Annotated in this window: 20 protein-coding genes; 5 read left to right on the top strand and 15 right to left on the bottom strand. The window is 69.7% G+C overall.

Features of this window, described 5'->3' with window-relative positions:
- The first annotated feature begins 91 nt into the window (after nucleotides 1–91).
- Complete coding sequence (locus JRI60_RS48220) at nucleotides 92–2,446, top strand: FdhF/YdeP family oxidoreductase (protein ID WP_204222822.1); 2,355 nt, start codon at nucleotides 92–94, stop codon at nucleotides 2,444–2,446.
- Nucleotides 2,447–2,456: 10 nt separating this feature from the next.
- On the opposite strand, the gene JRI60_RS48225 is transcribed toward JRI60_RS48220, so the two are convergent.
- The 3 genes from JRI60_RS48225 to JRI60_RS48235 form a co-directional block, all read right to left on the bottom strand.
- Complete coding sequence (locus JRI60_RS48225; RefSeq protein ID WP_204222823.1) at nucleotides 2,457–3,677, bottom strand: multidrug effflux MFS transporter; 1,221 nt, start codon at nucleotides 3,675–3,677, stop codon at nucleotides 2,457–2,459.
- A gap of 11 nt (nucleotides 3,678–3,688) precedes the next feature.
- Nucleotides 3,689–4,435: a PP2C family protein-serine/threonine phosphatase gene (locus tag JRI60_RS48230; protein WP_204222824.1), complete on the bottom strand. Its 747-nt coding sequence runs from the start codon at nucleotides 4,433–4,435 to the stop codon at nucleotides 3,689–3,691.
- 146 nt (nucleotides 4,436–4,581) lie between these two features.
- The gene (locus tag JRI60_RS48235) at nucleotides 4,582–6,276 is read right to left on the bottom strand and encodes a dipeptidase (protein WP_204222825.1); all 1,695 of its coding nucleotides are present in this window, start codon (nucleotides 6,274–6,276) and stop codon (nucleotides 4,582–4,584) included.
- 136 nt (nucleotides 6,277–6,412) lie between these two features.
- Between JRI60_RS48235 and ligA the strand changes: the two genes are divergently transcribed.
- The gene (ligA, locus tag JRI60_RS48240; protein WP_204222826.1) at nucleotides 6,413–8,485 is read left to right on the top strand and encodes an NAD-dependent DNA ligase LigA; all 2,073 of its coding nucleotides are present in this window, start codon (nucleotides 6,413–6,415) and stop codon (nucleotides 8,483–8,485) included.
- Between the two features lie 27 nt (nucleotides 8,486–8,512).
- Here the strand turns inward: ligA and JRI60_RS48245 are convergent, their stop codons facing one another.
- Nucleotides 8,513–9,010, bottom strand: a complete 498-nt coding sequence (locus JRI60_RS48245) for an STAS/SEC14 domain-containing protein (protein WP_204222827.1) — start codon at nucleotides 9,008–9,010, stop codon at nucleotides 8,513–8,515.
- A 20-nt stretch (nucleotides 9,011–9,030) separates the two neighbouring features.
- The gene (locus JRI60_RS48250; RefSeq protein WP_204222828.1) at nucleotides 9,031–9,375 is read right to left on the bottom strand and encodes a hypothetical protein; all 345 of its coding nucleotides are present in this window, start codon (nucleotides 9,373–9,375) and stop codon (nucleotides 9,031–9,033) included.
- A 228-nt stretch (nucleotides 9,376–9,603) separates the two neighbouring features.
- Between JRI60_RS48250 and JRI60_RS48255 the strand changes: the two genes are divergently transcribed.
- The gene (locus tag JRI60_RS48255; protein WP_204222829.1) at nucleotides 9,604–11,235 is read left to right on the top strand and encodes a fumarate hydratase; all 1,632 of its coding nucleotides are present in this window, start codon (nucleotides 9,604–9,606) and stop codon (nucleotides 11,233–11,235) included.
- An 18-nt stretch (nucleotides 11,236–11,253) separates the two neighbouring features.
- On the opposite strand, the gene JRI60_RS48260 is transcribed toward JRI60_RS48255, so the two are convergent.
- From JRI60_RS48260 to hemL, 9 genes are all read right to left on the bottom strand, one after another.
- The gene (locus tag JRI60_RS48260) at nucleotides 11,254–11,649 is read right to left on the bottom strand and encodes a hypothetical protein (RefSeq protein WP_204222830.1); all 396 of its coding nucleotides are present in this window, start codon (nucleotides 11,647–11,649) and stop codon (nucleotides 11,254–11,256) included.
- 50 nt (nucleotides 11,650–11,699) lie between these two features.
- A complete protein-coding gene (locus tag JRI60_RS48265; RefSeq protein WP_204222831.1) occupies nucleotides 11,700–13,610 on the bottom strand; it encodes a response regulator in 1,911 nt (636 codons plus the stop codon).
- 44 nt (nucleotides 13,611–13,654) lie between these two features.
- Nucleotides 13,655–15,418 (bottom strand): ATP-binding response regulator, encoded by a 1,764-nt coding sequence (locus tag JRI60_RS48270; RefSeq protein ID WP_204222832.1) that lies wholly within the window; start codon nucleotides 15,416–15,418, stop codon nucleotides 13,655–13,657.
- Nucleotides 15,415–16,419: an ATP-binding SpoIIE family protein phosphatase gene (locus tag JRI60_RS48275; protein ID WP_204222833.1), complete on the bottom strand. Its 1,005-nt coding sequence runs from the start codon at nucleotides 16,417–16,419 to the stop codon at nucleotides 15,415–15,417. Before JRI60_RS48275 ends, JRI60_RS48270 begins: the two co-directional genes overlap by 4 nt.
- The gene (locus tag JRI60_RS48280) at nucleotides 16,416–16,796 is read right to left on the bottom strand and encodes an anti-sigma regulatory factor (protein WP_204222834.1); all 381 of its coding nucleotides are present in this window, start codon (nucleotides 16,794–16,796) and stop codon (nucleotides 16,416–16,418) included. The genes JRI60_RS48275 and JRI60_RS48280 overlap by 4 nt, the downstream gene beginning before the upstream one ends.
- Nucleotides 16,797–16,800: 4 nt before the next feature.
- Nucleotides 16,801–17,202, bottom strand: coding sequence for an STAS domain-containing protein (locus tag JRI60_RS48285; RefSeq protein ID WP_204222835.1), 402 nt, complete (start codon nucleotides 17,200–17,202; stop codon nucleotides 16,801–16,803).
- Between the two features lie 9 nt (nucleotides 17,203–17,211).
- On the bottom strand, nucleotides 17,212–18,081 hold the full coding sequence (locus tag JRI60_RS48290; protein WP_204222836.1) for an STAS domain-containing protein: 870 nt from the start codon (nucleotides 18,079–18,081) through the stop codon (nucleotides 17,212–17,214).
- Nucleotides 18,082–18,310: 229 nt separating this feature from the next.
- On the bottom strand, nucleotides 18,311–19,717 hold the full coding sequence (locus JRI60_RS48295; protein WP_239470174.1) for a serine/threonine-protein kinase: 1,407 nt from the start codon (nucleotides 19,715–19,717) through the stop codon (nucleotides 18,311–18,313).
- Entirely contained in the window at nucleotides 19,701–20,996 is a 1,296-nt protein-coding gene (gene hemL / locus JRI60_RS48300) for a glutamate-1-semialdehyde 2,1-aminomutase (protein WP_204222837.1), read from the bottom strand. Before hemL ends, JRI60_RS48295 begins: the two co-directional genes overlap by 17 nt.
- Before the next feature lie 203 nt (nucleotides 20,997–21,199).
- Here hemL and JRI60_RS48305 point away from each other — a divergent pair, with 203 nt between their 5' ends.
- Entirely contained in the window at nucleotides 21,200–22,270 is a 1,071-nt protein-coding gene (locus JRI60_RS48305) for a hypothetical protein (RefSeq protein WP_239470175.1), read from the top strand.
- A 3-nt stretch (nucleotides 22,271–22,273) separates the two neighbouring features.
- On the top strand, nucleotides 22,274–23,416 hold the full coding sequence (locus tag JRI60_RS48310) for a hypothetical protein (RefSeq protein ID WP_239470946.1): 1,143 nt from the start codon (nucleotides 22,274–22,276) through the stop codon (nucleotides 23,414–23,416).
- Here the strand turns inward: JRI60_RS48310 and JRI60_RS48315 are convergent.
- Nucleotides 23,398–23,859, bottom strand: a complete 462-nt coding sequence (locus JRI60_RS48315; RefSeq protein ID WP_239470176.1) for an SMI1/KNR4 family protein — start codon at nucleotides 23,857–23,859, stop codon at nucleotides 23,398–23,400. The genes JRI60_RS48310 and JRI60_RS48315 overlap by 19 nt on opposite strands.
- Between the last annotated feature and the right edge of the window lie 13 nt (nucleotides 23,860–23,872).

Consider the following 23,872-nt stretch of genomic DNA (forward strand, 5'->3'; position numbering starts at 1 on the left):
AAGAGAGCCTGATGGTCACATACCGGAAGAGGTAGACTCTGGAGGCCCGGCAGCCGCGGCCCCCTCTCCGCGCCCGGGTCAGGAGGAAGCCATGGCGGAAGCGATGCGACAGGAGCAGGCGGCGGAGTCCAAGAAGGACGCCCTCGCCCGGACGGAGCTGCTCCCGAGCGCCCAGCCGCCCACCACGCCCGAGCCCCTCCAGGTCGGCGCCCCGGCGACCTCCGCGGGTGGCATCCCGGCGGTGGTGTCCGCGATGAAGCACGCCTGGGGCGAGATGGGACCAGTCCGTGGCACCCAGACGCTCCTGAAGGTGAACCAGACGCACGGCTTCGACTGCCCCGGCTGCGCCTGGCCGGATCCGAAGCACCGCACGTCCTTCGAGTTCTGCGAGAACGGCGCCAAGGCCGTCGCCGAGGAGGCCACCACGGCCCGGGTGACGCCCGAGTTCTTCCGCCAGTGGAGCCTCGTCGACCTGGCCGCACAGACGGACCACTGGCTCGGCAAGCAGGGCCGGCTCACCCACCCCATGGTGCTGCGCGAGGGCGCCACGCACTACGAGCCCCTGTCCTGGGACGAGTCCTTCACGCTCATCGCCAACGAGCTCAACGCGCTCGGCTCGCCGGACGAGGCGTGCTTCTACACCTCGGGGCGCACGAGCAACGAGGCGGCCTTCCTCTACCAGCTCTTCGTACGCCAGTTCGGCACCAACAACCTGCCGGACTGCTCGAACATGTGCCACGAGTCGAGCGGCACGGGGCTGCTGGAGACCATCGGCATCGGCAAGGGCACGGTGACGCTGGAGGACTTCGAGAAGGCCCAGCTCATCGTCGTCATCGGGCAGAACCCGGGCACCAACCACCCGCGCATGCTGACGGCGCTCGAGGCGGCGAAGCGCGAGGGCTGCCGCATCGTCAGCATCAACCCGCTGCCGGAGCCGGGCCTGCAGCGCTTCAAACACCCGCAGGCGGTGCGAGGCGTCCTCGGTTCGGGCACGCCGCTGGCGGACCTCTTCCTCCAGGTGCGCATCAACGGAGACGTGGCGCTGCTCCAAGGACTGGGCAAGGCGCTGCTGGCGCGCGAGGCGAAGCAGCCGGGCACGGTGGTGGCCCGGGACTTCGTGGAGAACGGGACGCTCGGCTTCGAGGCGTACGCGACGCACCTGGACACCGTGTCCTGGGAGGACGTGGTGGAGCAGAGCGGCGTGCCGCGCGAGCGGATCGAAACGGCCGCGGAGTGGCTGGCGGGCACGGACCGCATCATCTGGTGCTGGGCCATGGGGCTGACGCAGCACCGCAACGCGGTGGGCAACATCCAGGAGATCGTCAACCTGACGCTGCTGCGCGGGAGCATCGGCAAGCCGGGAGCGGGCGTGTGCCCGGTGCGCGGCCACAGCAACGTGCAGGGAGACCGGACGATGGGCATCTGGGAGAAGCCCCGTCCCGCGTTCCTGGACGCGCTGTCCCGGGAGCTCGGCTTCGAGCCGCCGCGCCACCACGGCCTCGATACGGTGAGCACCATCCAGGCGATGCACGAGGGCCGGGTGAAGGTCTTCTTCGCCATGGGGGGCAACTTCCTGTCGGCGACGCCGGACACCGAGCGCACCGCCGAGGCCCTGCGCCGCACGCGGCTCACGGTGCACGTGTCCACCAAGCTGAACCGGGCGCACCTCGTCACCGGGAAGCGGGCGCTCATCCTGCCGTGCCTCGGCCGCACCGAGCGCGACGCGCAGGCGGGTGGGCCGCAGTTCGTCACGGTGGAGAACTCGATGGGCGTGGTGCACGCCTCACGGGGGACACTGGCACCGGCCTCGGAGCACCTGCTCAGCGAGCCCGTCATCGTGGCGAGGCTGGCCAGGGCGGTCCTCGGCTCGCGTAGCAAGGTGGAGTGGACCTCACTGGTGGAGGACTACGACCGCGTCCGGGAGCTCATCGCGCGGGTGATTCCGGGCTTCGAGGACTTCAACCGGCGGGTGCGCGAACCGGGAGGCTTCTCCCTGCCGAACGGACCGCGCGAGGGGCGCTTCACCACCCAGAGCGGCAAGGCCCACTTCACCGTGCACGAGATGGCGCGGCTGAAGCTGGAGCCGGGGCAGCTCCTGATGATGACGATCCGCACGCACGACCAGTACAACACGACGGTGTACGGGCTGGACGACCGCTACCGGGGCATCCGCAACGGGCGGCGCGTGGTGATGCTCAACGCCGAGGACATGAAGGCGCTGGGCGTGGAGGCCGGACAGGTGGTGGACCTCACCAGCCACTTCGAGGGCCAGCGGCGCGTGGCCCACCGGTTCGTGGTGGTGCCGTACGACATTCCGCGCCGGTGCGCGGCCACCTACTTCCCCGAGGCCAACGTGCTGGTGCCGCTCGACAGCTTCGCGGAGAAGAGCCGCACGCCGACCTCCAAGTCCGTCGTCATCAGCCTGTCGCCCTCCGTGGAGGCGTAGCACCCGGGACTCAGGCGGCCTCCCGCTCCGGCTCCGGAGACGGGAGCGCGCGCGAGCGGCTCGCGAGGAAATGCGCGACCCAGGCCAGCGCGGCGACAGTGGCCAGCACGGCGCCCATGGGGGTCGCGGTGCCATTGTAGAGGGCGCTCACGGCCCAGGAGGCGGAAGCGGCGATCGCGTACTGGAGCGCGCCGAGCACCGCGGAGGCGAGCCCCGCGCGGCTGGCGTGCTTCTCGAGCGCGAGCGCCGTGGCGTTGGGCATGACGAGCCCCAGCGTCGAGACGAAGAAGAACAGCGCGGCGGCCATGCCCCACAGGCCGAAGGCACCGCTCCACGCGACCAGCAGCACGCACGAGGCCGCGACAACGGACAGGACCAGGGCCCAGCGCAGGATGCGCTGGGGCGGGTGGGTCACCAGCAGCCTGCGGTTGAGCTGTGACAGGGAGACCAGGCCCAACGCGTTGGTGCCGAAGAACCAGCCGAAGTGCTGCGGCGAGACGCCATGCAGCGTGATGAAGACGAACGACGCGCCCGAGATGTAGGCGAACATGCCGGCCTGGATGAAGGCGCAGGCGAGCGCCGGGCCCAGGAAGTCGGCCGCTCCGAGCAGCGCGGCCATCTCCGAGGCCATCGTCCGGGGACCCGAGCGGGGTGGCGCCGTCTCGGGCAGCACCTTCACCACGGCGGCGAGCGCCAGCGTCCCCACGATGGCCAGCGCGGCGAAGATGGCGCGCCACCCCAGCAACCGCAGAACAAAACCGCCGAAGAGGGGCGCGAGGATGGGCGCCACGCCCATCACGAGCACGAGCCGCGACATCGTCCGCGCGGCCTCGACACCGGACCACAGGTCCCTCACCACCGCGCGAGACACCACGATGGCCACCGCGCCCCCGAGCGCCTGCACGAAGCGCATCGCCACGAGCACCGCCGTCCCGGGAGCGATGGCGCAGCCCAGCGAGCCCAGCACGTACAGGGCGATTCCCACCCGGAGGGGACGCGTGCGGCCGAACCGGTCGATGAGCGGGCCGGTGGTGAACTGGCCGATCGCGAGTCCGGCGAAGAACGAGGCGAGCGTGAGTTGGACGGCCGCCGGGGTCGACTGGAACTCCGTCCCGATGCTCGGAAGCGCGGGCAGGTACATGTCGATGGACAGCGGAGCGAACGCCGTCAGGGCTCCCAGCAGCAGCTCGAGCGCGAGCGTGCCGGAAGGCTTCCGGGTGGGAGCGGTCATGGGCCCCATTCCTACAATATCCGGACCACGATGCCCGTGATGTTGTCGGTGCCCCCACGGTTGTAGGCCTCCGCGACGAGCCGCTCGGCCATCTCCTGGGCCGAGCCCCCCTGCTCCAGCAAGGGCACCATGACGGCTGGCGGCACCGGCTCGTACAGCCCATCACTGCAGAGGACCAGCACGTCCCCGGCCTGCAAGGAGACGTGCTTGCACTCGATCTCGACGCTGGCCTCCATGCCCACCGCGCCCGTCAGGGAGTTGCGGTGCATGGCGGCGAAGGGGTTCTTCGTGTCCAGCCCCGCCTCCTCCATCTCCGCGAGCACCGTGTGGTCCCGCGTCAACCGCCGCAGCACCCCGCCCCGCACCAGGAAGGTCCGGCTGTCGCCGAGGTTGCAGACGACGGCCTCCCCGTCCCTGAGCAGCACCGCGGTGATGGTCGAGGCCATCATCGACAGCTTGCCACTCTGCTGCGCGCGCACCTCCTGGTGGGCCTGGCGCACGGCCTGGACGATGAGGCTCTCGGGTCCATTGGCCGGCTCGCCCTCCGACGGCGTGCCGGGCACCTGCTGGCCCTGCTGGGCGGACAGGAAATCGGCCACCGTGCGTAGCACCAGCTGGCTGGCCACCTCTCCGCCCTCATGCCCGCCCAGACCATCCGCGACCGCGAAGAGTCCCAGGTCGGACCGCTGGCAGTAGGAGTCCTCGTTGTTCGGCCTGCGGCCCACGTGTGTGGCCGCGCCGCTGTCGGTTCGAGACATGGCGGACCCCGGAGGTGTCGAGGCAAACATGCGCATCGCGCCGCCAGTCTCGATCCGCGACATCACCGAGCCAAGGAGATAACGCCTCCCCGGCCTCCCGCTCCCCGGGCACGGAAGCATTGCCGCGCCCGGGTGCCCTCACGCCATCACGGCGCCGGCGCGACCGAGGGCTTCTGCGCGGGCTTCTGCTCCGGCTTGGGCTCTGGCTTCGCCTCGGGCTTCTTCTCGGCGGGGATCATCAGGCGCGTGCCCGTGTCCTGGACGATGTGCCGGTACCACGACTCCGGGTACTTGGGATGGGTCACCTTGCCCGTCTCCTCCCGGACGTTGCCGTCGATGTACTTCACGAGCAGCTGCTCTCCCAGCTGGCGCCAGCGGGCGTGGACCTTGTCTCCCTGCTGCGTCGAGTACTCGGTGAGGTAGGTGCGCGCCTGCTCGGGCGTGCTCTTGTACAGCTCCATCGCGTTCTTCTCGATGTCGGCCTGGTCCGCGAGGAACTGGCCCTCCAGCTCGCCCTGCGCCTTCTGGACGTCGACGATCATGTCGCTCCAGCGCGAGTAGGCCTGGTTGGACACCCAGTTGAACACCCAGAAGGACGAGTCCCAGGAGAACTGGCCGCGGTTGGCCACGCCCGTGGCCAGGTTCTTCGGGGTGCGGCGGATGCCCGCGTACATGGGCGTGTACACGGTGGTGAAGGTGTCATCCACGCCGAACCAGAGCAGGCCGCCGATGGGGTCCGGCATCCACGCGCGCATCTGCGCCACGAAGGAGAAGCCCGTCTGCTGCGTGGAGATGGCGCGCTCGTGGAGGTACTTCTTGCCGTCCACCTCCCACGACATCGGGCGCCAGCGGTAGGGCACGGCATAGGGCCCCGCGCCCACGTCCTTCGTCATGTCCAGCGGGGTGCCCTCGAAGTGGTCGCGCATGAGCGTCATCACGTCCTGCACGGCCAGCTTGCGGTCCGGCTTCACCCAGAGCGGCATGCGCTTGTCCAGCGACGAGCCGTCCACGTACTCCACGCCCAGCCCGAGCGACGGCGCCGCGCGGCGGAAGATGCTCCACACGCGCGCCTCGCACGCGCGCGCGGAGTCGAAGTCGAGCGGGTGGTAGGTGTCCGCGAAGCTGAAGTCCTTGTCCGCGCCGGTGAACCAGCCCTTCTCGCGCGCGAAGGAGATGACGTCGGGCGAGTAGAGGGCGTTCTCCGGGTCCTTGAGCGGGAACTGACGGATGCGCGCTTGGTTGGCGTGCGCGGAGATGTACCCGTCCGGCAGCCGGCGGGCCACCCACACCGCGCCCTTCTTCCCCTCGCCCTTGCCGATCATCTCGAGGATCCACGCCTCCTTGGGGTCACCGATGGAGAACGACTCGCCGGTGGAGGCATAGCCGTACTCGGCGACCAGGTCGGTCATGACCTTGATGGCCTCGCGGGCCGTCTTGGCGCGCTCCAGGGCGATGTAGATGAGCGAGCCGTAGTCGATGATGCCGGCGGGGGCGGACAGCTCCTTGCGGCCGGTGAAGGTGGACTCGCTGATGGAGAGCTGGTGCTCGTTCATGTTCCCCACCACCGAGTAGGTGACGGGGGCCTCCTTGATGCGGCCCAGGAACTTGCCCGTGTCCCACTCGATGATGTCGCGCATGGCGCCAGCGGCGTGGCGGCGCGCGGGGGTGAAGTACAGCTCCCCGTACAGCTCGTGCGAGTCCGCCGAGTAGGTGATGAGCGTGGAGCCGTCCGACGAGGCGCCCTTGGTGACCAGCATGCTGGTGCAGGCGAGCGCGGCGGGGGCGGCCAGGCCCGCCGAGACGGCCAGGGCCGGGAGGAACTTCGAGAGGGGTCGGATCATGGCGGCGGATGCTACCAAGGGCCCTCGCGGATGCACCCTTCCCGAACACGTGTCTCACGCCCAGCGGGCAGGGGAGCGGGCGTCAGGTGCCAGAAGGCGGCCCCGGCCTAGCTTGTAGGGAAGGTCGGGTAGGGACATGCAACCTGAGCTTCCAACGGGAACACGCCCCCTGCGCGGGGACGAGCGGCGGCGCGAGGTGGGCCAGCGCCGGGTCGAGGAGCTGCGCGACCTCATCAACACCCATGACTACCGGTACTACGTGCTCGACAGCCCGGAGATCACCGACGCCGAGTATGACGCACTGGTCCGTGAGCTGCGTCAGCTGGAGGCGGAGTTCCCCGAGCTCATCACCCCGGACAGTCCCACCCAGCGGGTGGGAGGCAGGCCCACGGCGCTGTTCGCCCCGGTGGAGCACCGGGCGCCGATGCGCTCGCTCGACAATGCGTTCTCCGCCGAGGAGCTCACCGCCTGGGCCGCGCGCGTGGAGAAGCGCCTCGGCGCCCAGCCGGACTACGTGTGCGAGTTGAAGATCGACGGACTGGCCGTCTCCATCCTCTATGAGGGCGGAGTGCTCGTGCGGGCGGCGACCCGGGGGGACGGCCTGGTGGGCGAGGACATCACCGCCAACGTGCGCACGCTGCGCACGGTGCCGATGCGCCTGCACGGGGACAAGCTCCCGCGCGTCCTGGAGGTGCGGGGAGAAATCTACCTGCCCGTGAAGGCGTTCGAGCGTCTCAACCAGGAGCTGACCGGGCGCGGCGAGCGGCCCTTCGCCAACCCTCGCAACGCCGCGGCGGGCAGCATCCGGCAGAAGGATCCGGCGGTGACGGCCTCGCGGCCGCTGCGGCTGTGGTGCTACTCGCTGGGATTCGTCGAGGGCGTCGGGTTCTCCCGGCACTCCGAGTCGCTCGACTACCTGAAGCGCCTGGGGCTGCCCGTGAACCCGGCCACGAAGACGGGCCACACGCTGAAGCAGATGCAGGAGTTCTGCGCGCACTGGGCGGAGCACCGCCACGACGTGGACTATGAGATCGACGGCGCGGTGGTGAAGGTGGATGCGTTGGAGCTGCAGCGGGAGCTCGGGGAGACGAGCAAGGCGCCACGCTGGGCCATCGCCTTCAAGTTCCCACCGGAGGAGCGGACCACGCTCGTGAGGAGCATCTCGGTGAACACGGGCCGGACGGGCAAGGTGACGCCCTTCGCCGTGCTGGAGCCGGTGCGCGTCAGCGGGGCCACGGTGACGTACGCCACGCTCCACAACGAAGAGGAAGTGAGCCGCCGCGACGTGCGCGAGGGAGACACCGTCATCGTGCGGCGCGCGGGCGAGGTCATCCCCGAGGTCGTCGGCCCGGTGCTCTCCAAGCGCCCACCGGATGCGCGCCCCTGGCGCTTTCCGAAGAAGTGCCCCTCGTGCGGCACCCGGCTGGTGCGCGAGGAGGGCGAGGCCGACTGGCGCTGCCCCAATCGCGCGGGCTGCCCCTCCCAGGCCGTCGAATGGCTCTTCCACTTCGCCTCGCGCGGGGCCATGGACATCGAGCACCTCGGGTACGTCACCGGCATGCAGCTGCTGGAGCGGGGCTGGGTGAAGGACCCCGCGGACGTCTTCTTCCTCACCGCCGAGCAGCTCGGGCAGCTCCCCAACTTCGGAGAGAAGTCCGTCCACAACCTGCTGTCCGCCATCGAGGCCGCGCGGCACCGGCCCCTCTGGCGGCTGCTCGTGGGCCTCAACATCCGGCACGTGGGGCCGTTCGCCGCCCGGCTGCTGACCCAGACATTCCCCTCGATGGAGGCGCTGCGCGCGGCCTCGCTCGAGGAGCTGGTGGCGGTGCGGGGTGTCGGGCCGAGGATCGCCCAGAGCCTCCACACCTGGCTCCATGAAGAGGGCAACGCGCAACTGCTGGAGAAGCTGCGCCGCGCGGGCGTGCGATTGAGTGGAGAGGCACCCGCGCGTCCGGCCGCGGGCCCGCTGGCTGGAAAGACCGTGGTCATCACCGGCGAGCTGGAGACGATGAGCCGCGAGGAGGCCACGCACGCGGCCGAGGCCGCCGGAGCCCGCGTCACGAACAGCGTGTCGAAGAGCACCTCCTTCGTGGTCGTCGGAGCCAACCCGGGCGCCACCAAGTACGACAAGGCGCGGGCGCTCGGCATCGAGACGGTGGACGAGCGGGAGCTGCTCCGCCGCCTGGGCGAACACCGCACCGTGCACTGAGCACCGGCCCCTCGATTCGGGACCGGCTCAGCCCATGCTTCGCTGGGGGTTCAACCCGAAGTGCTCCCGGACGCGCTGAGCGGCATCGAGGAGCCCCGCCTCGGCGAAGCGCGCCGACGACCAGGCCGCGGCGTCCTGCACCGAGCGCGCCGCGTAGTACGGCATGCCACCCTGGACGAAGTGTTGGATGACGCTCAGCGTCAACCGCACGAGGGGAGAGGTGATGACCAGAGCACTGCCGAGCTTGTACTGCCGCATGAGCGGCGTGCGCGCCTTGAACCAGTCGATCTGCCGCTGGCGCTGCTCGTTCGTGAGCACGTGGAGGCGCACCGCGTCGTAGATGATGACGTGCTTCTCCTGCCGGTCCAGCTGGGACTGCCGGACGGCGAGGTAGTCCTCGAACTGCCGGTCCGACGGCGTACCCGACATCCGCACGACGATCAGCGGCCACAAGGACTCGTCGATGGTGATGTGGCTGGCCGACTTCATCCCCTGAAGCCTGACCGCGAAACCAGGAACGAGCAAGGCACCCCCCTCGCCCGCCCTCAGCCCCGCCGGGTGCGAAGTATGTCCTCCAACCGCATGGAGCCACAGGCGGCCGGGTGGATCTCCGACACTCCCCAGTCCTCCAGGCCCTGGCTGTCGATGAGCACCTGGGGCTTGGGCAGGAAGGCCCGGAAGCAGTCCTCCAGGCCCAGCTCCGCCGCCACCTTCCGGGCGTGCTCGGCGCCGTGGTGGCTCCACAGGTACAGGCCCGCCCCCCGCTGCGCGAGCTCACGCACCCGGAGCACCATCCGCTCGTGGGAGACGCGCTTGTCGAGGGTGCCCGGCACCAACGTATCCTCGGCATCGAGGTAGATGGCCGTGGAGGGAACGACGGGAGAGGTCATGGCGGCCAGAGGATGGCACCCCCGGAGAGGCTGTCCAGCGCATCGCCCCCGGCCGCTCCCCGGGCATCCGGGCGGCTCCCCCTCCCACCGCTCTCCGGTCGCATGAGGGCAGGTTGTCGGCGTGTTTCCGGGAAGTTTCCCCGGCCGGGCGGCTCACGGCTGACAACCGGGGCCAAATGGGGACAGGCTCCCCGGTCCAGGTCCAGAAAAACGTTGGAGAAGGCCACGATGAACGACTTCCAGTTCCAGGACATGCTGCCGCTCGGCAAGGACGAGACGCCCTACCGGCTGCTCACCAAGGACTACGTCTCCACCTTCGAGGCTGGCGGGAAGACCTTCGTCCAGGTCGCCCCCGAGGCCCTCACGCTCCTCACCCGCGAGGCCATGCGTGACATCTCCCACCTGCTGCGGCCCGGCCACCTGAACCAGCTGGCCCACATCCTCAAGGACCCCGAGGCCTCGTCCAACGACCGCTTCGTGGCGCTCGAGCTGCTCAAGAACGCCAACATCGCCGCCGGTGGCGTGCTGCCCTCCTGCCAGGACACCGGCACCGCCATCGTGATGGGCAAGAAGGGCCAGTACGTGATGACCGGCGGCGGCGACGAGGAGGCCATCTCGCGCGGTGTCTTCGACACGTACCGCACCGCCAACCTGCGCTACTCGCAGATGGCGCCGCTCGACATGTACAAGGAGGTCAACACCAACAACAACCTCCCGGCGCAGATCGAGCTCTACGCGACCGACGGCGACGCCTACAAGTTCCTCTTCATGGCCAAGGGTGGCGGCTCGGCCAACAAGAGCTACCTCTTCCAGGAGACGAAGGCCGTCCTCAATCCGCAGAGCCTGCTGACCTTCCTGGAGTCGAAGATCCGCTCGCTGGGCACCGCGGCCTGCCCGCCGTACCACCTGGCCATCGTGGTGGGCGGCACCTCGGCCGAGTTCGCGCTGAAGACGGCCAAGTACGCCTCGGCCCGCTACCTGGACTCGCTGCCCACCGAGGGCAACGCGCTCGGCCGCGGCTTCCGCGACGTGGCCCTGGAGCAGGAGGTGCTCAAGCTCACCCAGCGCACCGGCATCGGCGCCCAGTTCGGCGGCAAGTACTTCTGCCATGACGTGCGCGTCATCCGCCTGCCCCGCCACGGCGCCTCGTGCCCGGTGGCCATCGCCGTGTCCTGCTCGGCGGACCGTCAGGCGCTCGGCAAGATTACGAAGGACGGCGTCTTCCTGGAGCAGCTGGAGACCGACCCGGCGAAGTACCTGCCGGAGACGAAGGACACGGACCTGTCGGGCGACGTGGTGAAGATCGACCTGAACCGCCCCATGGCCGACATCCGCGCCGAGCTGTCGCGCTACCCCATCAAGACGCGCCTGTCGCTGTCGGGCCCGATGGTGGTGGCGCGCGACATCGCGCACGCGAAGCTCAAGGAGCGGCTGGACCGTGGCGAGGGCATGCCGCAGTACCTGAAGGACTACATGGTCTACTACGCCGGCCCGGCGAAGACGCCCGAGGGGTACGCCTCGGGCTCGTTCGGCCCGACGACGGCGGGCCGCATGGACGCCTACGTGGACCAGTTCCAGGCGCAGGGTGGCAGCTTCGTGATGCTGGCCAAGGGCAACCGCTCGCCCGCGGTCACCGAGGCCTGCAAGAAGCACGGCGGCTTCTACCTCGGCTCCATCGGCGGCCCGGCGGCGCGGCTCGCCAAGGACTGCATCAAGAAGGTGGAGGTGCTCGAGTACCCCGAGCTGGGCATGGAGGCCGTCTGGAAGATCGACGTGGTGGACTTCCCCGCCTTCATCGTCGTGGACGACAAGGGCAACGACTTCTTCGCGGACATCAACAAGCCCTCGAAGAAGTCGTGAGCGCCCCGGTGGTGGGGCTCAGTGCTTGAGCCCCGCCACGTGCGTGGTGGTGGGCAGGTTCTCCAGCCCGTGGGCGAGCTGGAAGGTGTAGCGCACGCGGGGCGCCGACTTGAGGCCCCCCATCACCTTGAAGAGGAAGTAGCCGCGCTCCACGTTGTCCGGGTCCGGCGTCACCTGCACCTGGAGCAGGTCCGTGGTGTCGAGCACCATCTCCCCCACCAGCCGCTTGCCCAGGATGAGTTGCACCACGGGCGTGCCGTTCTCCTCCGAGAAGAGCACCCAGTGGAGCGCCTCGGCGTCGTAGAGCCAGGAATCCTCGGTCCCGATGCTGAGGATGCAGTTGGTGTGGTCCAGGATCCAGTCCCAGAAGCGCTCGAAGGGGAGTGTTGCCCCCGTCTCTGTCTCAATCGCCATGCCCCCCACATAGCGCAGGTCGGGGGTCCATGGGGATGACGGATGGGCGGCTACCCGGGCAGTCGCTCCAGCAGCTGCTCCAGCTCGTCCGGCTTCACGGGCTTCACCATGTGCAGATTGAAGCCCGCCTCCGTCGCCTGCGTCCGGTGCTCGCCGCTGTAGCCCGTCAGCGCCACCAGGAAGACGTCGCCGCCACCCTCGCTCTCGCGGATCTTCCGCGCCACCTGGAAGCCATCCATCCCCGGCAGCCCCAGGTCCACCAGCGCGACATGCGGCCTCAGCGAGGGGAAGAGCGCCACGCCCTTGAAGCCGTCCTCCGCCACCTGCACCTCGTGCCCCCACATCTCCAGCAACTCCCGGAGCACCTCGCGCGTGTCCTCGTTGTCCTCCACCAGCAACACCCGCCGCGACGAGGGCTCCTCGGGGTTCGCCGTCCTCACCTCGGGCTCGGGCGCGGCCACCACCTGCTCCGCTCCCAGCGGCAGGCGCACCACGAACTCACTGCCCCGGCCCTCGCCCTCGCTGTGCACCGACACCTCGCCGCCGTGCAGCTGCACCAGCCGCCGCACCAGCGTCAGTCCGATGCCCAGTCCACCCCGGGACCTGTCCAGCTGCTGCTGCGCCTGGACGAAGAGCTCGAAGACGCGCGCCATCAGCTCCGGGCTCATGCCGATGCCCGTGTCGCGCACGCGCAGCACCGCCTCGCGCCCCTGAGCGCCCCGCTCCACCGTCACCCCGATGAAGACGTGGCCTCCGGGCTCGGTGTACTTCCTCGCGTTGTCCAGCAGGTTGGAGACCACCTGCTCCAGCCGCGTGGCATCCCCGTTCAGCCACAGGCTCTCCGAGGCGGTGGGCAGCGCCACCTCCAGCCCCAGCTCCTTCTCCTCGAAGGCCCGCCGGCGCGCCTCCACGCTGTGATGCACCACCTGCCGCAGGTCCACCGGCGCCCGCCGCAGCTCGATGTGGCCCCGGTTGAAGCGCGACACGTCCAGCAGGTCGTCCACCATCCGCGCCATGTGCTGGCTCTGCCGCACCATCACCCGCATCGCCTTGGACTCGGCGCCCTCCAGCTGCGTGGCCTCCGCCAGGTGCAGTGCGTTGACGATGGCCGCCAGGGGGTTGCGCAGCTCGTGCGCCAGCATCGCCAGGAACTCGTCCTTGCGCCGATCCGCCTCCGCCAGGTCCGCCGCCCGCTGCCGCAGCGCGTCCTCCAGCTCGCGGCGGGGAGTGATGTCCGTGAGGACGCGCACCGCCCCCACCACCGTGCCCTCCTCTCCCTCCACCGGGTTGGCCGCCACGCGGAACCAGCGCGTCCCCAGACACGCCTCCGTCTCCTCGCGGCATGTGAGCAGCCCCCCACAGCTCGGGGGCAGCTCCGCCTCGGAGTCAGCCGCGGCCCGCATCAGCGCGTCGAAGGGATGCCCCAGCACCTGTCCCTCGGGCAGTCCCAGCAGTGCCACGAAGGCCCGATTGGCGCGCATCACCCGCCCCCTGGGGTCCAACAGGCACACCCCGTCCCCCAGCGAGTCGAAGGTCGTCTTCCACTGCAGCGCCGCCGCGCGCGCGTCCTCCTCCGCCCGGCGCATGCGCAGCAGCGAGCGCACCGTGGCCAGCAGCTCCGCCGAGTCCACCGGCTGCGTCAGGTAGCCGTCCGCGCCGCTCTCCAACCCCTCCACCTTGTTCTCGGTGCGGATGTAGTTGGCCGACAGGTGCAGCACCGCCATGCCCGCCGTGCGCGGGTCCGCCTTCAGCCGCCGGCACACCTCGATGCCGTTGAGGTCCGGCAGCTTCACGTCGAGGATGACCAGGTCCGGCCGCGACTCGAGCGACAGCCGCAGCGCCTCCGCGCCGGTGCCTCCCTCCAATACCTGGAAGCCCGCCGCCCGCAGCATGCGCGTGACGGCATAGCGGTTGGCCTCGTTGTCGTTGATGTTGAGGAGGATGGATTCCCTATGAGACACGCGGCGGTCCCCTCAAAGGCTCGGTCAGCTGGGATGGAAGAACCTCAGGGTTGGCGTCCCGAGCTGGACAGCGCCCGTTGGATGAGCTCGAGCGCCACCTCCCGGGTGAGCCCACTCTTGGAGAGGATGCCCACGACATGGGGAAGGAGACGCCCGCGCTCCTGCTCGGTCAACGAGCGGCTGGTATGGATGATGACGGGAATCTGCCGGGTGGCGGGCTCGCGCCGGAGCGCCTCGAGCACCTCGAAACCGTCCATCCCTGGGAGCGACATGTCCAGGAGGATGGCGGCGGGCCGCACCTCATTGGCCAGACGCAGCCCCTCCGGACCCGTCGCGGCCTCGTGGAACTGGAGCGAGGCCTCCACCAGCAGTCGCTGGAGCAGGTAGCGGGCGACCTCGTCGTCGTCGATGATGAGAACCGTACGGGCATGCGTGGAATCACGCTCCAACGTCTGGGAGGAGCCCTCCTCTTCCCCCGTGGTCTTCTGACGCTGGGTGTAGTCGCGAGACACCGCCGCGTGGAAGGTGCTGCCCTGGCCCGGCTGGCTGTCGACGGTGAGCGAGCCGCCCAGCAGCTCCGCCAGCCGCCGTGACAGCGGCAGGCCCAGGCCCGTGCCCTTGACCCCCTGCTGGTGGGGGCCCTCCACCTGCACGAACTCCTCGAAGATGCGCTCCTGGTCCTCTGGGGCGATGCCCACCCCCGTGTCCCGCACGGAGAACACCACCGTGTCGTTGGGGCCGGAAGCCACCGAGACCCGCACCTCGCCCCGCGGGGTGAACTTGAGCGCGTTGGAGACGAGGTTGCGCAATATCTGCGACAGCTTGCGCTCGTCGGTGTGCAGCTCCGGCAGGCCCTGCGGCTCCTCGAAGAGGAGCGAGACGCCCTCGTGCACGCGCAGCGGCCGGAGCATCCCGCGCAGCGCGCCGAACAGCTCCGCCACGGAGAAGCGCGTGGGCAGCACCTCCACCCGGCCGGACTCTATCTTCGCCAGGTCGAGCAGGTCGTCGATGAGCTCCTGCAGCGCCTCGCCGGACTTGCGGATGAAGAGGACCTGCTTCTCCTGCTCCATGTTGAGCGGCCCATCGATGCGGTCCAGCATCAGCCGCGACAGGTTGAGCACGGAGCTGATGGGCGTGCGCAGCTCGTGGCTGACGTTGGAGATGAAACGCGTCTTCATGTCCGAGGCCCGGCGCAGCGCCTCGGCCTTCTCCTCCAGCTCGGCGTAGAGGGCCACCACGCCGCGGTTGGTCTCCTCCAGCTCGCGGTTGAGCCGGTCCACCTCGGCCTTGCGCGCCTGCAACTCCTCCAGGATGCGCAGCAGGTCCGCGTTCTGTTTCTGCAGCTCGTCCGTGGCGCTGGAGCGCCGCTGTCGCTCCAGCTCGGCCCGGAGCGCCAGCACGGCCTGGGGAGCCGGCGTGGTGCGCGGAAGGTTCTGGGCCATCTCCAGTACGAACTGGCCCTCCCCATCCGGCCGCAGGGCCATCCGGTCCATCAGCCGCTGCGCGGGAGCGAGCGCGGGCCCCGGCCGGAGCGTGTCCGGCGTCCTGCCCATGACGAGTCCCTCGTTCAACGCCGAGGCCCTCACCCGCACGAGGAGGGAGGGCACCGGCACCTCCTCCAGGAGGAACTCGATGTGTCCGTTGGAGTGGGAGGCGGCGAGCCGTGCCACCTCGGAGATGGCGGTGGCGATGCGCACCTGGTCCTGGCCGTCGAAGCCCAGGGCCTGGGCGATGTGCCGCCCACGCTGCCGGGTGTTCACCACGTCCTGTCCGGTGCGCAGCTCGGCCTGGAAGAGAGAGGAGCTCAACGCGAGCCTCCCCCGGAAGCCTCGCGCGCCACCAGCACGGTCGCGTCATCGCGACCCCGGGCGAAGTCCCGGTAGAGCACCCCGGCCACCAGACTGGGGTGACGGGAGAGCAGCCCGGGGTAGCCGTCCAACCGCCACTGGGTGGCCAGTCCGTCCGAGCACATCACCAGGGAAGCCCCTGGGCTCCAGGTGTAGCTGAACTGCTGCATGCGGTGCGACTGGTGGCCCAGCGTCCCATTCATGGAAACCATCCTCTGGATGCCGCCCGGCGACACCACGGCCGCGGAGATGTTGCCCACCCCGGTGAAGTCGAGCCGTGCCCCGTCCAGCGCGGCGATGGCCACCGCCGCGCCCCGGGTGCTGTGCAGCTCCTGGTGCATGCCCCGCAGCAGCTCCACCAGCTCGTTGGGACCCTGCTCCAGGAAGGACACCACCGCCGCGCGCGAGGCCCGTGCCGCCTCGGGCCCATGGCCCAGACCATCCGACACGAGGAAGAGGAAACGGCCGTCCTTGCGGTCCACCGCCCAGGAGTCCCCGCACACCTCCTCGCCCACCTTCGGCACGCACACCACGCCCACCTCCATGCCGGAGGCCGGAGGAGGCTTGCCCGCCCACAGCTGGGCCAGCACCGCCGTGCCCACGCCGGGCACGGAGTGGATGTCGAAGACGGAGGCCATCCGCCGCATGGCGCCCAGTCCCGCGCCTCCGGTCCCGGCGGTGGAGTAGCCATCCCGCAGGCAGCGATCCACGTCCGCCATGCCCGGCCCCTTGTCCAGCGCGAGCATCTCCACGCCCACATGGGGGCCCGAGTGGAGCGTACGCAAGAGGATCAGCCCCTCGCGCGCGTGGGCGACCAGGTTCTTGGCGGCCTCGCTCACCACGATGGCGACCTTGCCCTGGGTCTCCTCGTCGAAGCCCAGGCGAGCGGCCAGCGCGGAGGCCGTCCGGCGCGCGTGGCCCGCCTGACTGCTCTCCGTGACTGCGATCGCCGTGGAGCTCACTTCCATCTCGTCACCGTGACCCGGGTTCCCTCCCCTACTTTGGAGACGATGTCGAACTCGTTCACCAGACGCCGAGCGCCCCCCAGCCCGAGCCCCATGCCACCGCCCGAGGTGTACCCGTCGCGCAGCGCCAGCTCGATATCGGGAATGCCAGGGCCCCGGTCCTCGAAGGACAGGCGCAGCCCCTTGCGGAGTCCCTCCTGGACGACCTGAAGGGTCACCTCTCCGCCATTGCCATAGTCGAGGGTATTGCGCGCCAGCTCGCTGGCGGCGGTCACCATCTTCGTCTGCTCCACGAGACTGAACTTGAGCTCGGCCGACCACGTGCGCACCGCCTGGCGCACGAGCACCAGGTCCTGCGACGAGCGGATGGGCATCACCTCAGTCCTCAAGACTTGCATCCGGGACCTCGGGCACGGCGTCGTCGGCTTCGATGGAAGCCTGTAGCAAGGCCATGCCCTTCTCGACGTTGAGCGCGGTGCGGATGCCCGGCAGGGACATGCCCAGCTCCACCAGGGTGATGGCCACCGCTGGCTGCATGCCCACCACCACCGTCTGCGCGTCCAGCACGCGCGACATGGTGGCGATGTTGCCCAGGATGCGGCCGATGAAGGAGTCCACGACCTCCAATGAGGAGATGTCGATGAGCACCCCGCGGGCGCCGGAATCGACGATTCTCGCGGTCAGGTCATCCTGCAGCGTCACCGCGAGCTGGTCATGCATGTCCACCTGGATGGTGACCAGCAGGACCTTGCCCATGCGGAGGATGGGAATGCGCTCCATGCGGGCACCCTAGACCTTGCCCGGCGCGCGCGGACCCTGGCTGCCGAGGCTCTGATTGAGACGCTTGAGGGCCCAGCTGAAGGCCCCGGCCAGGCTGGACTTGGTCACCACGCCGGCGAGGTCCACGCCCAGGTGGACGATGGTCTGGGCGATTTGAGGCCGGATGCCGCTGATGACACACTCGGCGCCCATGAGGCGGGTGGCGGTCACCGTCTTGATGAGGTGCTGGGCGGTGAGGGTGTCCACCGTGGGCACGCCGGTGATGTCGATGATGGCGATCTCCGCGCCCGTCTCCACGATGCGCTGCAGCAGCGTCTCCATCACCGTCTGGGTGCGCCCGCTGTCCAGCGTGCCGATGAGCGGCAGGGCGACGATGCGGTCCCACATCTGCACCACGGGGGTGGACAGCTCCAGCATCTCCTGCTGCTGGCGGACGATGACCTCCTCGCGCGTGCGCTGGTGCACCTCGGTGGTGAACAGGCCCAGCTTGTCCAGCAGGACGGTGGCGCTCCACATCGCGTCGGCCACCGCCTCCGGCTGGCTGGCGAGCTCGCGGCGCAGCCGGTCGAACAGGGGCTGCTTGAGGCTGAAGATGAAGGTGGCCGTCTCGGACGGGGAGAAGCCCTGGAGGCTGCGCGAGCGTGACAGCCGCTCCAGCATGTCCCGCACGGACGCGAACCCGGAGCTGTTGATGTCGGTGAGATTGCCCTGCTCGGTCGCCTGAGTCAGCAGCCGGAGGAACTCGGCGCACTGCTCCCGCAGCTCGCCCTCCTTCAGCAGCGCGTCACGGCGTATCCCACTGGACGTCATGGCCGCGAACCACTCGGCGATCAGCTCGGACGGGTATTTCTTGAGAATCTCGTGGATACGAGTGGTCAACGAATGCCTCCTGGAGACCGCGTGTAACACACGAGAGCCGGTGGTGACTGGAGCGAAAAATGCCACCCAGCCGGGGCCTCACTTCAGTGTTCAATCGGAGATAGCCACTGGGACGACGGCGAAATTCCCCGAGGGTGTAGCCCCCTCGGAAACAGCCCTCGCTAACGGACCGGAGAAGCGCAGCTGAACCGCGAGGAAGGGGGGCCGTTGGATACGACCCCCGCTCACATCACCTCAGCAGCCACATGGCCAGGAAGCCCGCGGCGAGCGCGACGAGGAACAGACCGGCGGCGAGGCCCCATGTCCGGGGCGTACCGCCAACGCTGGTCGGCGCGGGCGCCTCGTCCTCGCCGCCCTCCTCGATGGCGTGCATCAGCCCGGACTTCCCATCCCGCCCCGCCACCACGACCTCACCGGTGACATCCACGTCGAAGGCCACCCGCACCTCGCGTGAGGTCGCCGGCGTCTGGGTCCGAGCCTCGGCGGAAGCCGGTGTGCGCGGCCGGGAATCCTCCACCAGCTCCACCTCGGCGGAGGGCACGAAGTCCGCGGGCGCGTCGAGCGCCCGGTGTTCGAAGGCCAGCGCGGTGGGGGGCGCGAAGGTCGGCAGCTCCTTCTCGGAGAGCGGATGCTGGAGCGAGGGATTGGCGCGCAACAGCTCCGCGAGCACCTCGTCCTCCACCGCTTTCTCCTTGGTGAAGGCCTCGCCCATCAGCCGCGCCAGGTCCGCGTCGTCCACACCGGGCGCGTACTTCTCCCGCAGGGCGCGCAGCGCCTCGGCGAACGCCGCCGCATCCGGGAAGCGGGCATCGGGCTCGGCGGACAGGGCCTTCAACACCACCGCATCCACCTCCGGGGGCAGCCCCTGGCTGTACTGTCCCGGCGGCTCCCACTTGGGGTAGGCCGCGCGCTTCCAGCGCTCGACGACATCGCCCTTCTGCGGCAGCGGGCGCCAGGCGAGCAGTTCCCAGAGCACCACGCCCGTGGCGTACACGTCGGCCCGCCGGTCCACGAGCTTCTTGCGCGCCTGCTCCGGCGCCATGTACGCGATGCTGCCCATCACCACGCTGGGCGCCGTCTGCGCCTCCTTGAGCGTGGACTGGGCGGCGCCGAAGTCGATGATTTTGACCTCGCCCGCGTAGGAGATGCACACGTTGGCGGGCGACAGGTCGCGGTGCACCAGGTGCAACGGCTGCCCGTGCTCGTCCGTCACGTCATGCGCGTGGGCCAGGCCCTGACACATCCGCTCGCCAATGAGCAGCACCAGGCCCAGGGGCAGCACCCGGCCCTGCTTGCGCAGCCGCCACGCGAGCCGGTTGAGCGTCTTGCCCTGCACGTATTCCATGGCGAGGTAGAGCTCTCCAGCCACCTCGCCCATGGCCCACACGCGGGCGATGTTGGGATGGGACAGGCGCACCACCACGCGCGCCTCGTCCCGGAAGCGGGCGAGGAACTGGGGGTTGCCCGCCAGGGCGCGCAGCACCTTCTTCACCACGCAGGCGCGCCCCTGCCCCTCCTCGCGCGCCAGGAACACCTCTCCCATTCCCCCGTACCCGATGCGCCGCACCAGGGTGTAGGGGCCGAAGGGAATGGACTCCGGGCGCGCGAGCGCCTCTTGTTCAGGCGCCTTGTCCAAGCGCGCGGAACGCCTTGCGGGCCGCCCGGAGGATGTGTGCCACCTCGGGCTCGTTGATGGACAGCGACAGGAAGGCCGCCTCGAACTGGCTGGGCGGCAGGTACACGCCCTCCTCCAGCATCTGGTGGAAGAAGCGGCTGTAGCGCGCCGTGTCGGCCTTCTTGGCGCTCGCGTAGTCGTACACCGGCCCTTCGGTGAAGAAGACGGTGAACATGCTGCCCACGCGGTTGATGGTGACGGGGATCTTCGCCTCCTCCGCCTCCGCGCGCAGACCGGCCTCGATTTCGCGGCCGACGAAGTCCAGGCGCTCGTACACGCCCGGCGCGCGCAGCGCCTGGAGGCTCGCGATGCCCGCGGCCACCGCCACCGGATTCCCCGACAGGGTGCCCGACTGGTACACGGGGCCCTCGGGAGCGATCTTGGACATGATGTCGCGGCGCCCGCCGTAGGCCGCCAGCGGCATGCCACCACCAATCACCTTGCCGAAGGTGCTCAGGTCCGGACGCAGGCCGTAGACCTCCTGTGCACCGCCGCGCGCCAGCCGGAAGCCCGTCATCACCTCGTCGAGCACGAAGAGCACCCCGTGCGCGCGGCACAGCGCCTGGAGGCCCTGGAGGTAGCCCTCCTCGGGGATGAGCACGCCCATGTTGCCCACCACGGGCTCGATGATGGCGCAGGCGATGTCCTTGGCGCGCTGGGCGAAGAGCCGCTCCACGGCGCCGAGGTCGTTGTACGGGGCGGTCAGCGTGAGGCTGGCCACCTCCTTGGGCACGCCCGGCGAGTCCGGCAGACCCAGCGTCTCCACGCCGCTGCCCGCCTTCACCAGGAAGGGGTCACCCGCGCCGTGGAAGCAGCCCTCGAACTTGAGGATGTAGTCGCGGCCGGTGAAGCCGCGCGCCAGCCGGATGGCGGCCACGGTGGCCTCGGTGCCGCTGGAGACCAGGCGCACCTTCTCCACGCTGGGCACGGTGGCGCAGATGAGCTCGGCGAACTGCACCTCGAGGTCCGTGGGCGCGCCGAAGGTGGTGCCGCGCCGCGCCGCCTCGGTGACGGCCGCGACGATGGGCGGGTAGGCATGGCCGAGGATGAGCGGACCCCAGCTCCCCACCAGGTCCACGTACCGGTTGTCGTCCACGTCCGTCAGCCACGCGCCCGCGCCCTCCTTGAAGAAGACGGGTTCACCGCCGACACCACGGAAGGCACGCACCGGGGAGTTCACTCCACCCGGGATGCGCTCCTGCGCGCGGGAGAAGAGGGCCTTGCTCTGCGAGTGGTTCATGAGGGCTCCATAGCACGCGGCGTGTGCGCCCAGCGGCGACACTCTTGCGTCATCGGCTGGCCGCTTGTTTCCCGCCATGCATTCGTCTACACCGCGCCGCCAGTTACAGGTTTTACCGTTTATCTGCGGGTGGGAGAACTTTCCACGGCGTCTGGTTTATACCGCTCCCGTGCCCGGATGCCTATACGGGGGAGCGGAGAGAGATGTCGAACGCCTCGCGAGGAGCTTGGTCTCCCAATCGAGTCCGGCACGGGCGCCTCGCCGCCGCGCTACTGGCCACGCTCGGAGCCACCGCCGCCTTCGCGGTGGATGAGCGGCCCATCGCCGAGCCACGCCTCGCGAGGCTCACGTGCCACCCGGGTTATTTGAAGCGGGAGGCGCCGTACGGGCTCGAGGGAGTGCACGCCGCCATCCGCCAGGCGCTGGAGAGCGGAGACCTGGCCGCGCAGCGCTTCCTGGAGGAGCGGCTCGCCGAGGTCATCGGAGAGGACGTCCGCGCCGCGCTCCAGGGAATCGAATGGGCCCAGAGCGCGCGGGAGCCCGAGCTGTCGCTCTACCTGCGCGCGGTGCGCGAGACAGAAGCGGTGAGAGCCCCCGCGGTGGTGGACCGGCTCGCCCGCATGGCGGAGACGCATCCGGATCCCGACCACCAGGCCAGCGCGCTGATGGCGCTGGAGACGCAGCACCGCTTCGAGCCGGCCCTGTTGGAGCGCCTGACCACGCTGGCCAGGAGGGACACGCTCGCCAGGGGAGTGGTCATGAACGCGGTGCGCGCCATCGGCCGGGTGATGGACAACGACTTCCAGCGCACCGGCGAGCTCGAGCCGTACCTGGGCAGGCTGCTGGAGGTGGCGCTCGACTCCAGAGAGCCGGATGTGCGGAGCCTCGCCCTGGAGATGGGCACCTACCCGGGCGCTCGAATCGAGGGGAAGTCGCTCCAAGGGATGGCGAGGTTCCTGACCGAGGACCCCGCCCCCGGCGTGCGCGAGATGGCCGCGCTGGTGATGTCCTCGGGGCGTGACACCCAGGCGGTGCTGGACGCCTTCCGCGAGAGCTTCCCCCGTGAGAAGAACGAGTGCGTGCGCTGGGCCCTGGTGCGCTTCGCGATGCGCGCCGGAGGTGCCCAGGCCCTGCCGCTGTTGAAGGACTTCGCGCGGCAGGACGCGCGCTTCCAGCGGGACTACGTCGACTTCAAGGGCCTGTACGACGCGGGCCAGGTCGACTTCGACCGGGTCTTCCCGCTCAAGGCCATCCGCCACAGGTGCGAGGGCTAGGCGATGAGCACGGGAGCGAGGAAGACGTGGCTGAGTGCCGGAGCGGTGCTGCTCGCCGCGCTCGTGGGCCTGTGGCTGTGGCGCTCGGGCACGAGGAGCGAGACCCCGGCCGGGACACCGGACACCACGGCCTCGCGAGATACCGCGAGCGCGGGCGAGGGGCGGACACCGACGGCACCGGCGCCGGTCTCCGAGGAAAAGAGCCTCCCGCCCGAGGGCCTCCTGCAACCAGGGCCGTGCGCACTGGACTCCCTGGTGGAGGAGTACCGGCAGGGCAAGGCGTCACCGGCGTACCGCCGCTATGTGGTGGAGCAGCTGCGCGGCATCCTGGAGAAACAGCCACCGGAGCAGCTGTGGGCGAAGGTGGAGGTGGAACAGGACCCCGAGGTGCTGGAGGCACTGTCGGCCCTCTGGGTGACGCGTTTCAACCTGACGGGTGAGCGGGGGGTGCTGGAGCGGGTGGTGGACAAGGCCGCGCGCGAGTCGGACCCGAGGCGCCGGGCGGTGATGGTGCGCTCGCTGAGGGCCACTGGGGAGCCGGCCAGCGAGGTGCTGGCCAGGGGAGAGTCCACGCGCCATGCCTATCGCGATTGGGTGAAGGACGCGGCGCCCGAGGTGCGCGAGGCGGTGGTGGGGAACCTGAGGGACGAGGCCGGGCGCAACTTCGGACGATTCCAGGGAGTGGCGGAGGAGGCGGTAGCGCTCGCGAGGGAGGCGAGCGACCCCGGGACGGCGGCGGGGCTGTTGGGGGCCTCGTCCATCGAGGCGGCGCGAACGCCCGCGGTGGACTCCGTGCGAGAGCTGTTCCAGAGCGCCGAGCACGCGGAGGTACGCGCGGCGGCGGCGAAGGCACTGGGAACGGTATCGGCGGAAGAAGCCGAGCGGACGATGCGAGCACTGACCGGGCGCTTCGCCACGGAGCCCGCGCGCGAGGTGCGAAGCGCCATCCTGGAGAGCATCGCGCGACTGGGCCTCTCGAATGCCGAGCCGGTGCTGCGGAAGCTGAAGGGCGTGAACGGGGAGATGGACGAAGAGATCGACACCTGGCTCACGCTGTTGTCCTCACGACCGCAGACATGGAACCTGCTGCTGCGCGACAAGGAGACACGGGAGCACCAGCGGAGGCTTCACCCTCTCAGCCAATAGCCTGGAGCACGGGCTCGTAGCGCCCCCTCCAGGAACTCCGAGAAGGAGCCAGCGAACTGTCGGCAATACTCCAGGTTCGGCCACGTCTCGTGGTCACCGTCGATGATGGGGTAACGCCCATGCGCCTGCCGGCTCACGTCGATCAAGACGTAGTTGCCATCCTGCACATCGCAGATGGCATACAGGGAGGCCGGCCCGCGTGAATCCTCGTCTCTGCCGCGAATGGCCACGCGCGCCCGGATGATCTCGGACAAGGGCAGCATCCGGTAGGGGCAGTCTGGCAGTGGCTTGATCAACTCCGCGCCGTTGCAATGCAGGTAGAAGGCACGCAGGTCCGGGTCCAGAGTCCACCCCATGCGCCGCTCGAACGCCTCGAGCTGCTCGAGGGTGGCAGGCGGATACGGAAAGTGGTCACGGGAGACCTCATCGAGGAGGTCGCGCATGGGCGTTGGCATC

This window comes from Archangium violaceum, from assembly GCF_016887565.1.
Classification (GTDB): Bacteria; Myxococcota; Myxococcia; order Myxococcales; family Myxococcaceae; genus Archangium; species Archangium violaceum_B.

Coding starts and splice junctions, on each gene's coding strand:
- JRI60_RS48225 (WP_204222823.1), bottom strand. CDS start 3,677: ATGACCGCTCCCACCCGGAAGCCTTCCGGCACGCTCGCGCTCGAGCTG.
- ligA (WP_204222826.1), top strand. CDS start 6,413: ATGCAACCTGAGCTTCCAACGGGAACACGCCCCCTGCGCGGGGACGAG.
- JRI60_RS48280 (WP_204222834.1), bottom strand. CDS start 16,796: ATGCCCATCCGCTCGTCGCAGGACCTGGTGCTCGTGCGCCAGGCGGTG.
- JRI60_RS48315 (WP_239470176.1), bottom strand. CDS start 23,859: ATGCGCGACCTCCTCGATGAGGTCTCCCGTGACCACTTTCCGTATCCG.
- JRI60_RS48305 (WP_239470175.1), top strand. CDS start 21,200: ATGTCGAACGCCTCGCGAGGAGCTTGGTCTCCCAATCGAGTCCGGCAC.
- JRI60_RS48310 (WP_239470946.1), top strand. CDS start 22,274: ATGAGCACGGGAGCGAGGAAGACGTGGCTGAGTGCCGGAGCGGTGCTG.
- JRI60_RS48285 (WP_204222835.1), bottom strand. CDS start 17,202: ATGGAGCGCATTCCCATCCTCCGCATGGGCAAGGTCCTGCTGGTCACC.
- JRI60_RS48260 (WP_204222830.1), bottom strand. CDS start 11,649: ATGGCGATTGAGACAGAGACGGGGGCAACACTCCCCTTCGAGCGCTTC.
- JRI60_RS48255 (WP_204222829.1), top strand. CDS start 9,604: ATGAACGACTTCCAGTTCCAGGACATGCTGCCGCTCGGCAAGGACGAG.
- JRI60_RS48250 (WP_204222828.1), bottom strand. CDS start 9,375: ATGACCTCTCCCGTCGTTCCCTCCACGGCCATCTACCTCGATGCCGAG.
- JRI60_RS48235 (WP_204222825.1), bottom strand. CDS start 6,276: ATGATCCGACCCCTCTCGAAGTTCCTCCCGGCCCTGGCCGTCTCGGCG.
- JRI60_RS48220 (WP_204222822.1), top strand. CDS start 92: ATGGCGGAAGCGATGCGACAGGAGCAGGCGGCGGAGTCCAAGAAGGAC.
- hemL (WP_204222837.1), bottom strand. CDS start 20,996: ATGAACCACTCGCAGAGCAAGGCCCTCTTCTCCCGCGCGCAGGAGCGC.
- JRI60_RS48230 (WP_204222824.1), bottom strand. CDS start 4,435: ATGTCTCGAACCGACAGCGGCGCGGCCACACACGTGGGCCGCAGGCCG.